Source organism: Nocardia sp. NPDC047654 (assembly GCF_043205035.1).
Lineage (GTDB): Bacteria > Actinomycetota > Actinomycetes > Mycobacteriales > Mycobacteriaceae > Nocardia.
Genome location: NZ_JBIDDF010000015.1, coordinates 135,317 through 148,544 on the forward strand (window position 1 = coordinate 135,317; position 13,228 = coordinate 148,544).

Annotated in this window: 14 protein-coding genes; 11 read left to right on the forward strand and 3 right to left on the reverse strand. The window is 68.6% G+C overall.

From position 1 onward, the window contains the following. The first annotated feature begins 9 nt into the window (after positions 1 to 9). The 11 genes from ACGF7Y_RS29085 to hpf all read left to right on the forward strand — a co-directional run bounded on the left by ACGF7Y_RS29085 (position 10) and on the right by hpf (position 11,072). Positions 10 to 183 carry a rubredoxin gene (locus ACGF7Y_RS29085; protein ID WP_040869243.1) on the forward strand — a complete coding sequence of 58 codons (174 nt, stop codon included), beginning with the start codon at positions 10 to 12 and terminating at the stop codon, positions 181 to 183. Beyond that, a complete protein-coding gene (locus tag ACGF7Y_RS29090) occupies positions 180 to 362 on the forward strand; it encodes a rubredoxin (protein WP_040869242.1) in 183 nt (60 codons plus the stop codon). Before ACGF7Y_RS29085 ends, ACGF7Y_RS29090 begins: the two co-directional genes overlap by 4 nt. Positions 363 to 402: 40 nt before the next feature. Beyond that, entirely contained in the window at positions 403 to 1,023 is a 621-nt protein-coding gene (locus ACGF7Y_RS29095; RefSeq protein WP_393239181.1) for a TetR/AcrR family transcriptional regulator, read from the forward strand. Positions 1,024 to 1,214: 191 nt separating this feature from the next. After that, positions 1,215 to 2,351: an alkane 1-monooxygenase gene (locus tag ACGF7Y_RS29100; protein ID WP_393239184.1), complete on the forward strand. Its 1,137-nt coding sequence runs from the start codon at positions 1,215 to 1,217 to the stop codon at positions 2,349 to 2,351. A 116-nt stretch (positions 2,352 to 2,467) separates the two neighbouring features. Beyond that, positions 2,468 to 3,952, forward strand: coding sequence for an adenosylhomocysteinase (gene ahcY, locus ACGF7Y_RS29105; protein WP_393239187.1), 1,485 nt, complete (start codon positions 2,468 to 2,470; stop codon positions 3,950 to 3,952). A gap of 144 nt (positions 3,953 to 4,096) precedes the next feature. Then, positions 4,097 to 4,744, forward strand: a complete 648-nt coding sequence (locus ACGF7Y_RS29110) for a dTMP kinase (protein WP_393239190.1) — start codon at positions 4,097 to 4,099, stop codon at positions 4,742 to 4,744. 78 nt (positions 4,745 to 4,822) lie between these two features. After that, on the forward strand, positions 4,823 to 5,500 hold the full coding sequence (gene mtrA / locus ACGF7Y_RS29115; protein ID WP_039800350.1) for an MtrAB system response regulator MtrA: 678 nt from the start codon (positions 4,823 to 4,825) through the stop codon (positions 5,498 to 5,500). Between the two features lie 44 nt (positions 5,501 to 5,544). After that, positions 5,545 to 7,551, forward strand: a complete 2,007-nt coding sequence (mtrB, locus tag ACGF7Y_RS29120; protein ID WP_393239316.1) for an MtrAB system histidine kinase MtrB — start codon at positions 5,545 to 5,547, stop codon at positions 7,549 to 7,551. After that, complete coding sequence (lpqB, locus tag ACGF7Y_RS29125) at positions 7,548 to 9,371, forward strand: MtrAB system accessory lipoprotein LpqB (protein ID WP_393239193.1); 1,824 nt, start codon at positions 7,548 to 7,550, stop codon at positions 9,369 to 9,371. Before mtrB ends, lpqB begins: the two co-directional genes overlap by 4 nt. Positions 9,372 to 9,509: 138 nt before the next feature. Further along, on the forward strand, positions 9,510 to 10,154 hold the full coding sequence (locus tag ACGF7Y_RS29130) for a ComF family protein (RefSeq protein WP_393239196.1): 645 nt from the start codon (positions 9,510 to 9,512) through the stop codon (positions 10,152 to 10,154). 303 nt (positions 10,155 to 10,457) lie between these two features. After that, positions 10,458 to 11,072, forward strand: a complete 615-nt coding sequence (hpf, locus tag ACGF7Y_RS29135; RefSeq protein WP_245664033.1) for a ribosome hibernation-promoting factor, HPF/YfiA family — start codon at positions 10,458 to 10,460, stop codon at positions 11,070 to 11,072. 66 nt (positions 11,073 to 11,138) lie between these two features. Here the strand turns inward: hpf and ACGF7Y_RS29140 are convergent, their stop codons facing one another. From ACGF7Y_RS29140 to ACGF7Y_RS29150, 3 genes are read right to left on the reverse strand one after another with little or no spacing between them, the layout of a single operon-like run. Then, positions 11,139 to 12,215: an MAB_1171c family putative transporter gene (locus ACGF7Y_RS29140; protein ID WP_393239199.1), complete on the reverse strand. Its 1,077-nt coding sequence runs from the start codon at positions 12,213 to 12,215 to the stop codon at positions 11,139 to 11,141. After that, positions 12,212 to 12,736, reverse strand: coding sequence for a hypothetical protein (locus ACGF7Y_RS29145; protein WP_357125022.1), 525 nt, complete (start codon positions 12,734 to 12,736; stop codon positions 12,212 to 12,214). The genes ACGF7Y_RS29140 and ACGF7Y_RS29145 overlap by 4 nt, the downstream gene beginning before the upstream one ends. A gap of 47 nt (positions 12,737 to 12,783) precedes the next feature. Beyond that, positions 12,784 to 13,218 (reverse strand): hypothetical protein, encoded by a 435-nt coding sequence (locus ACGF7Y_RS29150; RefSeq protein ID WP_393239202.1) that lies wholly within the window; start codon positions 13,216 to 13,218, stop codon positions 12,784 to 12,786. Positions 13,219 to 13,228 lie beyond the last annotated feature (10 nt).

The window sequence follows — 13,228 nt, forward strand, 5'->3', positions numbered from 1 at the left end:
GGAGACGCTGTGAGCGCGTATCGCTGCCCGGTCTGCGACTACGTCTTCGACGAAGCGAAAGGCGCTCCGCACGAGGGCTTTCCGCCGGGCACCCGGTGGGAGACGGTGCCGGACGACTGGTGCTGTCCGGACTGCGGCGTGCGGGAGAAGATCGACTTCGAGCCGATGGGGAGTATGAAATGACCGAGTACAAGCTGTACCAGTGCATCCAGTGTGGCTTCGAGTACGACGAAGCCGAGGGCTGGCCGGAGGACGGCATCGCCCCGGGGACCCGCTGGGACGACATTCCCGACGACTGGACCTGTCCGGACTGCGGCGCCGCCAAAGCGGATTTCTTCATGGTCGAGATCGAACGGTCGTGAGATTTTGACTGCGGCAGGCGCCCGTGACAGTGTCGCGGGTATGCCGCGGAACGGAACCAGGATTCCCTACCAGGAGGCCGCGCGGGATCTGCTGCGGACGTCGGTCCTGGACGCGATGCGCGAGCTGCTCATCGAGCGGGATTGGTCCAAGATCACGCTCGGTGACGTCGCGGCCAGGGCCGGCGTGAGCAGGCAGACGCTGTACAACGAATTCGGCTCGCGCAGCGGACTCGCCCAGGCTTACGCGCTGCGCTTGGCCGACTTTCTGGTCGACCACGTCGACGCCGCTATCAACGGCAACGTCGGTGACGTCCGCGCGGCTTTCCGCGACGGGATAACGAACTTCTTCTTCGACGCGGCGTCCGACCCGCTGGTGCAGTCGCTGGTGGCGGGCGAGGTCAAGCTGGATCTGCTGCGCCTGATCACGCTCGACGCGGGGCCGTTGCTGGAGCACGCGACCGAGCGGCTGTCGCGTGCCTTCCAGCGCAGCTGGGTGGCGTCGACGGCGGCCGAATCCGACGTCATCGCGCACGCGCTGGTGCGAATCGCCCTCAGCTACATTCCCACTCCGCCTGGTCCTGGGCGCGACGCGCCCGAGGAGCTGAGCGCGCTGCTGAGCCCTTATGTCGAAGCGATCCTCGCCGCGCGGGTGCAGAGCTGAGCCCTGACGGGCAACCTGCTCGCGACCTGGCGCATATGCAGCACATTGAAAACAGACTGCCCGGCTTGTAATAGCGATCACGTTTCAACCGACGGCATCGTTGTAACGGACCACAACTCAGGAAGTATTCTCAGGCGACGGTGTTCGGGTCTTCTCTGAGTGGAGCAAAAGTGCAAACGGTTGGCAAACCAATGGGATCGGCCGATCCCAAACGCCATCTGTGGGTTCTCGGCTTGCTCGCGCCCTCGTCGGCACTGCTGCCGTCACAACTGGTGCTGCACACCGGTTCCGCGGTCTTCTGGTGGATCGGCCCGATCATCGTGCTGATCGTCATCCCGGTGCTGGACTGGGCGGTCGGCGTGGACGGAAGCAACCCCAGGGACGAGGACTACGAGCTGCTGTCCAACGACCGGTACTACCGGTGGTGCACCTATCTGATGCTCCCGGTCCAGCTGATCGGCTTGGTCATCGCGAGCTACATGTGGGCCGGTGACGAACTGAGCACGGTCGACAAGTTCGGTCTGGCCACCACCCTCGGATTCGTCAGCGGAATCGGCATCAACGCCGCCCACGAACTCGGGCACCGGGTCGAGCACATGGAGCGCTGGCTGGCCAAGCTCGCGCTCGCCCAGTCCGGTTACGGGCACTTCTTCGTCGAGCACAACCGCGGCCACCACGTGCGCGTGGCCACCCCGGAGGATCCGGCCAGCGCCCGGCTGGGCGAGTCGCTGTGGGAGTTCCTGCCCCGCAGCGTGTCCGGCAGTTTCCGCTCCGCGATCGCCCTCGAGCGCGAACGGCTCGCGCGCAAGGGCAAGGGCTGGTGGAGCGTGCACAACCACATCCTGCAAGCCTGGTCGATGACGCTGGTGCTGTTCGGCTTCCTGATCGCGGCGTTCGGTTACCAAGTGCTGCCCTGGCTGCTGTTGCAGGCCGTGATCGGTTTCGGCCTGCTGGAGACGGTGAACTATGTCGAGCACTACGGCCTGCTGCGGGAGCGCCGCCCGAACGGCAGGTACGCCCGCTGCTCGCCGCGCGACAGCTGGAACAGCGACCATCTGGTCACCAACATCTTCCTGTTCCACCTGCAGCGCCACAGCGATCACCACGCCAATCCCGGCCGTCGCTACCAGACGCTGCGGACCTCCGAGCAGGCCCCGCAACTGCCCGCGGGTTATGCCGCCATGATCGTGCTTGCCGCCATTCCGCCGCTGTGGCGCTGGATGATGGACGACCGCGTCCTCGCCCATTACGGCGGCGACATCACGCTGGCGAACATCCAGCCGCGCAAGCGCCGCCGCATCCTGGCGGCCCGCGGGGTCACCGCGTAACGGCCGCATCGGTGCCCCGGTCCGCGCCGGGCCGGGCGTAGAGGACGGCCGCGTAGTCCGCACCCGGCCGTGAGCGACTAGCCTTGCCTCGGTACTTGCCGAACCAGGAGAGGCTGATGACCACCTCAGAACTTCCCGCACGCACGTCGTTGACCGCCGATGTCCGCAACGGCATCGACTACAAGGTGGCGGATCTGTCGCTGGCCGATTTCGGCCGCAAAGAGATCCGCCTGGCCGAACACGAGATGCCCGGTCTGATGGCGCTGCGCCGTGAATACGCCGAGGTGCGGCCGCTGCAGGGCGCGCGCATCTCCGGCTCGCTGCACATGACCGTGCAGACCGCGGTGCTGATCGAGACCCTGACCAGCCTCGGCGCCGAGGTCCGCTGGGCCTCCTGCAACATCTTCTCCACCCAGGACCACGCGGCGGCCGCCGTCGTCGTCGGCCCGAACGGCACCGTCGAGGAGCCCAAGGGCACCCCGGTGTTCGCCTGGAAGGGCGAGACGCTGGAGGAGTACTGGTGGGCCGCCGAGCAGATGCTCACCTGGCCGGGTGAACCGGCCAACATGATCCTCGACGACGGCGGCGACGCCACCATGCTCGTGCTGCGCGGCGCGCAGTTCGAGAAGGCGGGCGTGGTGCCGCCCGAGGACGAGGACCACTCGGCCGAGTACAAGGTCTTCCTGAACCTGCTGCGCGAGTGGTTCGAGACCGACCGGGGCAAGTGGAGCAAGATCGCCGAGTCGGTGCGCGGCGTCACCGAGGAGACCACCACCGGTGTGCTGCGTCTCTACCAGTTCGCGGCGGCGGGTGAGCTGGTGTTCCCCGCGATCAACGTCAACGACTCGGTCACCAAGAGCAAGTTCGACAACAAGTACGGCACCCGCCACTCGCTGATCGACGGCATCAACCGCGGCACCGACGTGCTCATCGGCGGCAAGAAGATATTGATCTGCGGCTACGGCGATGTCGGCAAGGGTTGCGCGGAATCGCTTGCCGGACAGGGCGCCCGGGTGCAGGTCACCGAGATCGACCCGATCAACGCGCTGCAGGCGCTGATGGACGGCTACGACGTGGTGACCGTGGAGAACGCGATCGGCGAGGCCGACATCGTCATCACCGCGACCGGCAACAAGGACATCATCACCCTCGAGCACATGAAGGCGATGAAGGACCAGGCCATCCTGGGCAACATCGGCCACTTCGACAACGAGATCGACATGGCGGCGCTGGAGCGTTCCGGCGCAACGAAGTTGACCATCAAGCCGCAGGTCGACCTGTGGACGTTCAAGGAGAGCGGCCGCTCGATCCTGGTGCTGTCGGAGGGGCGTCTGCTCAACCTCGGCAACGCGACCGGCCACCCGTCGTTCGTGATGTCCAACAGCTTCTCCAACCAGGTGATCGCTCAGATCGAGCTGTGGACCAAGCCCGAGCAGTACGACAACGAGGTCTACCGGCTGCCGAAGCACCTGGACGAGAAGGTCGCCCGCATCCACGTCGAAGCGCTCGGCGGCGAGCTCACCAAGCTCACCAAGGACCAGGCCGAGTACATCGGCGTCGACGTCGAGGGCCCGTACAAGCCGGACCACTACCGCTACTGAGCGCGCCGCCGGGTGTCCCGTCCGCGTCCGGCGGCGGACATCCGGCTCGCCGGGCAGCCCCGGCGTACCCGGCCTGGGCGCTCGGCATCCTCGCTGGTCAGTCGGTGCGAGCGCCGGGTAGCGGGCGGGGTAGTCTGCCTGGTCATGGGAGTGCTGATAGCGGTCGAGGGGCTCGACGGCGCCGGCAAGCGGACGCTGATCGAGCGGGTTGTCGCCGATCTGCGTGGGCGCGGGCTGCGCGTCGCGACGGTGGCCTTCCCGCGCTACCGCGCCTCGGTGCACGCCGATCTGGCCGCCGAGGCGCTGCGTGGCGCGCATGGCGATCTCGCGGGCTCGGTCAGCGGCATGGCCCTGCTGTTCGCGCTGGACCGCGCGGACGCGCTGGACGAACTGTCGAAGCTGTTGGCCGACAACGACGTTGTACTCCTGGATCGCTACGTCGCCTCCAACGCCGCCTACTCGGCCGCCCGCCTCGGGCAGTCGGCCGACGGTGAAATCGTGGACTGGGTGGGCGAATTGGAGTTCGGCAGATTCGCCCTGCCCGTGCCTGCCCTGCAGGTGTTGCTGGACGTGCCCACCGAACTCGCGGCCGAGCGTGCCCGCAGGCGTGGCGAACTCGACGCCGAGCGCGCCCTCGACGCCTACGAGCGTGACGGCGGTCTGCAGCACCGGACCGGCGCGGTGTACCGTGAGCTGGCCGAACGCGACTGGCGCGGACCCTGGTGGACATACCGATCCGACGACGGTCCGGCTGAGCTGGCCGCGCGGATCGCCGAAATCGTTGGTCGATAAGGTTGGCTGTGCCGTGGGTTCGCACCAGTGTTGGCGTGGCGGCCCGATCCTGGCCTGGGAGATGACAACATAGTAGTTATGAAGCCGAAGATTCTGGTCGTCGACGACGATATGGCACTCGCCGAGATGCTCACGATCGTCTTGCGCGGGGAAGGGTTCGACCCGCACGTGGTCGGCGACGGCACACAGGCCCTGGCGGCGGTTCGCGAGATCCGCCCCGATCTGGTGTTGCTGGACCTGATGCTGCCCGGCATGAACGGCATCGACGTGTGCCGTGTGCTGCGGGCCGATTCCGGGGTTCCGATCGTGATGCTCACGGCGAAGACCGACACGGTCGACGTCGTGCTGGGTCTGGAATCGGGCGCCGACGATTACATCGTCAAGCCCTTCAAGCCGAAGGAACTCGTCGCCCGGGTGCGGGCCCGCCTGCGCCGGACCGAGGAGGAGCCCGCCGAGCTGCTGTCGATCGCCGATATCGTGATCGATGTGCCCGCGCACAAGGTCAGCCGCGGCGGCGCGCAGATCTCGCTGACGCCGCTGGAGTTCGACCTGCTCGTCGCCCTGGCTCGTAAGCCGCGCCAGGTGTTCACCCGCGAGGTCCTGCTCGAGCAGGTCTGGGGCTACCGGCACGCCGCGGACACCCGCCTGGTGAATGTCCACGTGCAGCGGTTGCGGGCGAAGGTGGAGAAGGATCCCGAGAACCCGGAGATCGTGCTGACCGTCCGCGGTGTCGGTTACAAGGCCGGACCGCCGTGATCCATGGCGTGATCACGCGTCTGGAACGATCGCTGGCTCCGGTGGTGGCCTGGTTCCAAGCGGTCGGCATTGCCTTAGGCCACCTGTGGCGTCGTTCGCTGCAGTTGCGCGTCATCGTGTCCACGCTGACGCTGTCGCTGATCGTCATCACGATCCTCGGCGTGGTGCTGACCAGTCAGATCACCGACCGGTTGTTGGACGCCAAGATCAACGCCGCGGTCGAGGAGATGGACCGTGCGCGCAACACGGTGGAGAGCCAGCTGGCGGGTGTGCACGACATCGGCGCCCAACCGCAGCGGTTGGAAGAGGCCCGCAACGCGCTGTCCAACCGCGGCGGCACCGGCCAGTCCACCGGCGCGGCGGGCAGCTTCGATTCGGCGCTGAGCGTCATCGGCGGGATGCCGCCGCAGCAGATTCCGCGCGGCCCGATCCAAGAGGTACCCGACGAACTGCGCCGGTTCGTGCAGCGCAACCAGGTCAGCTACCAGTTCGCCACGGTCGACGACGCGGATGGCTACCGCGGGCGCGCGCTGATCATCGGCAGCCCGAGCGCGGAGATCCCGACCCTGGAGATCTACCTGATCTTCCCGCTGGCCAACGAGGAACGCAGCCTGTCGCTGATGCGCGGCACCATGCTGGTCGGCGGCATCGTGCTGCTGGTGTTGCTGGCCGCGATCACCGCGCTGGTCACCAGGCAGGTGGTCCTGCCGATTCGTTCCGCCGCCCGGATCGCGGGCCGGTTCGCCGACGGCAGGCTCAAGGAACGCATGCTGGTGCGCGGCGAGGACGATATGGCGCGGCTGGCCCAGGCGTTCAACGAGATGGCCGAGAGCCTCTCCAACCAGATCACCCAGCTGGAGGAGTTCGGCAATCTACAGCGCCGGTTCACCTCCGACGTCAGCCACGAGTTGCGCACCCCGCTGACCACCGTGCGCATGGCCGCCGACCTGATCCACGGCAGCAGCGACGACCTCGACCCCGCCCTGGCCCGCAGCGCCGAGTTGCTGGTCAACGAGCTGGACCGGTTCGAGGGCCTGCTCAACGATCTGCTGGAGATCAGCAGGCACGACGCGGGCGTCGCCGAACTGCAGGTCGAGTCGCTGGACGTGCGGATGTGCGCGCGGGCAGCGATCTCCACCGTGCGGCACCTGGCCAAGGACGCCGGGGTCGAGGTGATCAGCGATATGCCGGAGGACCCGCTCGTCGCCGAGGTCGATCCGCGCCGGGTGGAGCGCGTGCTGCGCAACCTGCTCGCCAACGCGATCGATCACAGCGAGGGCAAGCCGGTGCTGATCCGGATGCGCGGCGACGTGGAGGCCAACGCCGTCGCCGTCGTCGTGCGCGACCAAGGCGTCGGTCTGCGGCCGGGTGAGGAGAAGCTGGTCTTCAACCGGTTCTGGCGTTCGGATCCGTCCCGCATGCGCCGCTCCGGCGGCACCGGTCTCGGCCTGTCGATCAGCGTGGAGGACGCGAACCTGCACGAGGGCAAGCTCGAGGCCTGGGGCGAGGCAGGCCTCGGCGCCAGCTTCCGCTTGACGCTGCCGCTGGTGCGCGGCAAGAAACTCGGCCCGAGCCCGCTTCCGCTGGAACCGGCGCGCAAGTCGATGCGCCTGGTCGAGCCGGAACCGCCCGTCGAACCGGAGAAGGCGCCACCGGTCGCCGCCGAACCGGACGATGCCACCTACGACTCGACCGCTTCGGGCGCTGCGCAGGGGACGAGCGTCGTGCCGCACAGCGCGCGGCCGGGCAGTTCCGATCCGGCCGGTGCGCGGCAGGGCGAGTCCGGGACACCGCCCGACACCGGGCGTTCGGAGCACGCGAACGAGCCGGACGGCGACGGGCCGAGCGGCGACGAAGGAGACAGCAGGGGCGCGGAAGGCGGCTCGGAGGCTCGTGCGAATGAACCGCACGCCCCGGCCGGCAGCACGCAGCCCACCGAAGCCGCCTCGACCGACGAGGCGCACGCGTCCGGAACGAACGGCTCATCGGCATCGGAGTCGGCGCAAGCCGGGGGCGGCGGGGCGCGCGAACCGGGGGACGTACAGTCATGAGAATGCGTGTCAGATCTGCGCGGGGGCGGCGACTGACAGTGCTGGTGGCGACGATCCTCGCGGTCGTGGCACCGCTCACCGCCTGCGCCAGCCTGCCCGAGTCCTCCGCGCCGGAGGCGCTGGGCACCATCAACCGGGAGCCCACCTCCGAGGGTCCGCCGCCACCGGTCGCCAACCGCGATCCCGATCTGCTGCTGCGCGACTTCCTCCAGGCCACCGCCGATCCCGCCAACCGGCATCTGGCCGCCCGGCAGTACATGACCCCCGCGGCTTCCACCCAATGGGACGACGCGGCGGGCACCGTCATCGTCGAGAAGCCCGACACGTTGCGAGAGTCGCGCTCCGGAGACAAAGCCAACTATCTGATCCGCGCGCGCAAGGTCGGGGAGCTGTCCGCCGACGGCGGGTACCGTCCCAACGACGACATCCCCTTCGTCGAGAACAAGATCGAGCTGACCAAGATCAACGGTGAGTGGCGCATCGACGAATTGCCCGACGGCGTCGTCATGGACTCCACCGCGTTCTTCAAGTCCTACCGCCGCTACGTGCTGTACTTCATCGATCCGAGCGGCAATATGGCCGTCCCGGACCTGCGCTGGCTCGCGGTGCCGAAAGCCCAGCTGGCCCAGCGATTGCTCAGCTCGTTGCTCGAGGGGCCGCAGCCCGCGCTTGCCTCGGTGCTGCGCAGCGAGCTGACGCCGCCGATCGCGCTGCGCGGGGCGATCACCAAGGCCAACGGTGATCCCGACGGCGTCGGCATCGGGCTCGGCGGCGTCAAGATCGACCTGGCGGGCGCGTCGGCGTTGAATCCGCGCGAGCGCGAACTGCTGGCCGCGCAGGTGGTGCTCACGTTGTCCAGCGCCGACGTCCTCGGGCCGTACATGCTGCTCGCCGACGGCAAGCCGCTGGACGAGCGGTTCGCCGCGAACGGCTGGAGCGTGGCCGACGTGCAGCAGTTCAATCCGGCCACCTCCGCGCGCAACCAGACCGGGCTGCACGCGCTGCGCGGCGGGGGGCTGGTGCAAATCGCCGAGAACGGTGGCATCATCCCCGCTCCCGGCTACTTCGGCGGGGTGAACAACCTCCAGTCGGCGACGTTGTCCCCGGACGGTCAGCTCGCCGCCGCCGTCGCGGAAGCCGGAAGACCCCCGGGCGTGCCGTCGCGCACGCTGATGGTCGGCACCTACGGCGGCAACGCCTTTCCGGTGGCCGAGGGCTTCACCATCACCCGGCCCTCCTGGACCGCGGACGGTAGCGCGGCATGGGCGGTGGTCGACGGCGACCGGGTGATCCGCGCGGTCAATGACCGGGGCAGTGGCAACGTATCGGTGCAGAACGTCGACATCTCCGGGCTGACGGCGGCATCCTCGGCCACCTCGCCTCGGCTGCCGATCACCGAACTACGGATCTCCCGGTCCGGAGTGCGGGCGGCGATGATCGCGGACGGCAGGGTGTACGTCGCGGTCGTCGTGCCCAAACCGGACGGAAAGGTGGCGCTGACCTCGGCGCTTCCCGTGGGCGTCGGACTCAGCACGGCCGCGGTCTCGGTGGACTGGCTCGACGCGGACACCATCATCATCGCCCGTGAGGGCAATGTGGACCCGGTCAGCACGGTGTCGGTCGACGGCTCGGAGCCGACCCCGCTGACCTCACAGAATCTGACGGCGCCGGTGCGCTCGGTGAGCGCGAGCCCGGACCACCAGTATGTCGCCGACTCCCGCGCGGTGCTGGAGCTGACCTCCGCTCCGGACCAAGGGCAGCCGTACTGGCGCGAGGTTCCGGGTCTGGGCGCGAACGCCATACCCGTCCTGCCCGGCTGAGGTGCGTCCGGTCCCGGGTACGCGGCCGTGGTGGACCGCGTAAACGTCCTTGCCGCAGAGGCATACGTTCACCCCGGTGCAGCATCGCCGTCGACCTGAGCGAGCGAACTTGTCGGGGGACGGGCGCACACTCGGTCGATGCGAACCCTGCTCGATCTGGTGCTGCCCGCCGCCTGCGCGGGCTGCGGACGTTCCGGAGCCGATTGGTGCGCCGCCTGTGCTGTCACCCTGACCGGCCCTCCGGTGCGGGTGTGGCCGCGCACCGATCCGGGCGTGCCATGTTGGGCGCTCGGGCCGTACGCCGGGCCCGCGCGCCGGGCGGTGCTCGCCGTCAAGGAACGAGGCAGGCGGGATCTGGCGAAGCCACTCGGGGCGGCGCTCGCCGGCGCGCTCGCCGAGTTGCGTTCGCCGCGCCGTCCTTTGGTGCTGGTTCCCGCGCCGAGCAGGGGCGTTGCGGCGCGGCGCCGAGGCGGCGATCCGGTGCTGCGGACGGCAGCGGTAGCTGCGCAATGGCTCCCGGACACCCGCATGGTATCCCTGTTGCGAGTGGGGCCAGAGGTGCGTGATTCGGTCGGCTTGACACCCGCCGAGCGGGCTCGCAACCTGGAGGGGCGGGTGCGCACCGCCCCCGGCCGTTTCGCCGATCGGGGAATACCGGCGAACGCCGAGATAGTGCTGGTCGACGACGTACTGACCACCGGTGCCACGGCCCGCGAATCGGTGCGTGCGCTGCGGCACATCGGATTGCCGACACATGGCGTTCTGGTTACGTGTGTTGCTTGACTCCGGGAAATTTGCGTGAACACTGGCGATCAACGCGTCGGCGGACTAGCGTCGCGGACACACACCCGAACCGCAAGTTTGGAGGTGGCGCCTCGGACAACTTGTGCCGAGTAATTGTCGATCGGCACGGCTCAATCCCGCCGCACTGGAATCGGTCGGTGCGGCCAGATCCGGGAGGTACGCGTGACGACTTCTTCACGACCTTCAGTGAAAGATCCCGCTCCTTCGGTGCTGGACTCCGGCACCCAGGCAGCAGCACCCGAGCAACCCGCAGCGGAACGACCACGTGCGCCACGCGGCGACATCGTGGTGAAGGGCCGCAACGTCGAGGTGCCCGACCATTTTCGTATTTACGTCGCGGAAAAACTCTCCCGATTAGAACGCTTCGATCCATCGATCTTCCTCTTCGACGTGGAGCTGTTCCACGAGCGCAACCGGCGTCAGCGCAAGAACTGTCAGCGCGTCGAAATCACCGCGCGCGGAAAGGGTCCCGTCGTGCGGGCCGAGGCCTGCGCGGACAGCTTCTACGCCGCCTTCGAGTCGGTGACCGCGAAGCTGGAGAGCCGGCTGCGCCGCACCAAGGATCGGCGCCGGGTGCACTACGGCGACAAGACGCCGCTGTCGGTTGCCCAGGCCACCGCCGATCTGGTGGATGACTCCCTCTTCGAGCGGCTCACCGAGTCCGATGCCGCGCACACCCACCTCGAGCAAGGGCGCGAGCAGGATTACGAGGCCGGTCCCGGCCACATCGTGCGCACGAAGGTGCACTCGGCGACACCGATGTCCGTCGACGACGCCCTCTACCAGATGGAACTCGTCGGTCATGACTTCTTCTTGTTCCACGACAAGGAGAGCGACCGGCCCTCGGTGGTCTACCGCCGCCATGCCTTCGACTACGGCCTGATCCGTCTGGCCTGACGGCACGAACAACCATCGGTCCCACTTCTCCGGGCATTCAGCTCACCGGCTGGATGCCCGGAGAAATTATGTCGAGACCCCGCTCGCACCCTGCGGCCAGTCGCGTGCCATCGCGAGTAACAGCCGCAGATCCGAGTCGATGTCGCCCACCGGCGGCCCGGCGGGATGGTCCGACCGCCGCGTCCGCACCGCCGCGCCGCTCGATTTCGCGGCGATGGCGCGCTGGATCTGTGCCACGTAGTCGGCGTCGGCGGCGTCCTCGGGCAGGTAGTGCCGCAGGTGCATCAGAGCGTCGCGGATCTCGACCGTCATGCGGATCAGCCGCGCGTCGGATTCGGCCGCGGGCAGGTCCGGCTCGAGCACGACCTCCGGTACCGCCGCGGTCAGATCGCGCCACAGCGGACGCAGGCGTCGGCAGTATCGTCCGGCGCGGTCCCAGCCCGTGTGGGCCCGCAGCCAGGCGACCAGCGGCACGGCCAGGAGCGCCGCGCCGAGCGCCGAGACGGCGAAAGTCGGTGCGGCCCAGCGCACCAGAGCCGGGTCGGCCGTCGCGCCGGGCCCTGCGAGCTGTATCGCGGAGACGACCAGGCCTGCGGACCCGACGACCAGTGTGGCGAGCAGGGTGACGTAGACGATCCGCTCCGCGGCGGTCGATTCGTCCGAGCGCAGTTCGCGCACCGCCGCGCGCCAGCACAGCCGGCCGGCGGCCAGCAGCGGAATCCACAGGATCGCCCACACCACCAGCGCAGGCCAGTCCGGCGATTGCCCCACCAGCCGTCCCTCCTGGCGTGCCGCGGTCCCCACGACCAGGATGATCGCCGCTCCGGCCAGTCCGGCGAGGTCGTAGACCCGCTGCCGGGCGAGCGCGGACGCGGGTTCGGCGCCGGACCACAGCCGGGCCGCGCCGTACAGACCGACCACCTCCATCAGCAGCGTGCCCATCGAAAGCTGGTGCAGCAGACTGCCGATCTCCGGTGCGATGCCGCGTTCGAGCAGGATCAGCGTGGCGATGCCCCACAGCATGGCCCGGTTGAGCAGGCGATCCACGGTGGCGTGGTGCAGCACGAGGCGACGCCCGAGCACGACTACCGCGACGAACACGATCAGCGGAATCGCGATCGGCGCCGGGACCGGCGAGGTCACCGCCGCCGGTCGCGGAAGAACGTGCGGTGCAGCAGCGAATCGCGGCTCGGCGGACGCATGGCGTGCAGCATCACCATGTCGGCGAAGGTCTCCGCGTCTCGTTCGCGCCGGGTGCCGTAGTCGGTGCGGCCGAGCACGTGGGCGATCGACTCGGGCGAGATCGAGGGCAGTAGATCGGCGACCGCGGCCACGGTCGGTGCGCTCGTGGGCGCCTCACCGGATTCGGATTGCTCCGGGCCGTGTCCGAGCAGCATGTGCCCGAGCTCGTGCACGATGATGTGCTCGGCGTGCCACTCGGTGGTGTCGGCGCCGTAGGCGATGACATCGCTGTCCTGCTTCGCGATCCACAGGCCGCTGCCCGTGCCGCATCCGGTCCCCGCGAGCAGTGCGGTATCGATCGGTAACAGGCTGATGCTGCGGCCCCGGTACGCCGCGACATCATCGAGGTAGGTCTGCAAATCCCATGGGTGGGGTATCGGGAGGTCCCGGGTCAAGCTCCGGAACCGGGCCTGGATGGCCATGCGATCGGTCTCCTACAAAAGCTCGGTGGCCCATGTAGGGAAGCATGCTACCGACTCGGCGGCATCGACCCTGCCGTGCTCTGGATGATCTTGGCGAGCATGCCCCGATCGATATTGGAACCGCGCAGCGCGATGCTGGCGACGTTGGCGTCGCGCATGGTGGCGAGCAACTCGAGTTCCCGGTCGATCGCGTCGGCGGCGGGGCCACGGGTGAGCAGATACTCGGCGGCCACGCCGAAGCTGCGCGCCACCGCGGCGAGGATCTCGGGATCGACCACGCCCGCGTTCTCGTCGTCGAACTCGCCGTCGCGCAGGCGCGTCAGGAGGCCGGGCGGCACCGGGCGACCGAGAAAATCGCCTGCCTGCTCGGCGACGGATTCGACGCTGCGTTCCGGTGCGTCGCGCGGATGCACGACGGCGAACAGCCGATTGATCTTGCGGCTCAGCGCGAGTGTCGCGCGGTCGGGCCCGTTGTCGGTCATGGCTGCCTCG

What these genes read in the sequence shown, in the direction of transcription:
- ACGF7Y_RS29090 (WP_040869242.1), top strand. Translation starts at nt 180, where the DNA reads ATGACCGAGTACAAGCTGTACCAGTGCATCCAGTGTGGCTTCGAGTAC.
- ACGF7Y_RS29095 (WP_393239181.1), top strand. Translation starts at nt 403, where the DNA reads ATGCCGCGGAACGGAACCAGGATTCCCTACCAGGAGGCCGCGCGGGAT.
- ACGF7Y_RS29100 (WP_393239184.1), top strand. Translation starts at nt 1,215, where the DNA reads ATGGGATCGGCCGATCCCAAACGCCATCTGTGGGTTCTCGGCTTGCTC.
- ahcY (WP_393239187.1), top strand. Translation starts at nt 2,468, where the DNA reads ATGACCACCTCAGAACTTCCCGCACGCACGTCGTTGACCGCCGATGTC.
- ACGF7Y_RS29110 (WP_393239190.1), top strand. Translation starts at nt 4,097, where the DNA reads ATGGGAGTGCTGATAGCGGTCGAGGGGCTCGACGGCGCCGGCAAGCGG.
- mtrA (WP_039800350.1), top strand. Translation starts at nt 4,823, where the DNA reads ATGAAGCCGAAGATTCTGGTCGTCGACGACGATATGGCACTCGCCGAG.
- lpqB (WP_393239193.1), top strand. Translation starts at nt 7,548, where the DNA reads ATGAGAATGCGTGTCAGATCTGCGCGGGGGCGGCGACTGACAGTGCTG.
- ACGF7Y_RS29130 (WP_393239196.1), top strand. Translation starts at nt 9,510, where the DNA reads ATGCGAACCCTGCTCGATCTGGTGCTGCCCGCCGCCTGCGCGGGCTGC.
- ACGF7Y_RS29145 (WP_357125022.1), bottom strand. Translation starts at nt 12,736, where the DNA reads ATGGCCATCCAGGCCCGGTTCCGGAGCTTGACCCGGGACCTCCCGATA.
- ACGF7Y_RS29150 (WP_393239202.1), bottom strand. Translation starts at nt 13,218, where the DNA reads ATGACCGACAACGGGCCCGACCGCGCGACACTCGCGCTGAGCCGCAAG.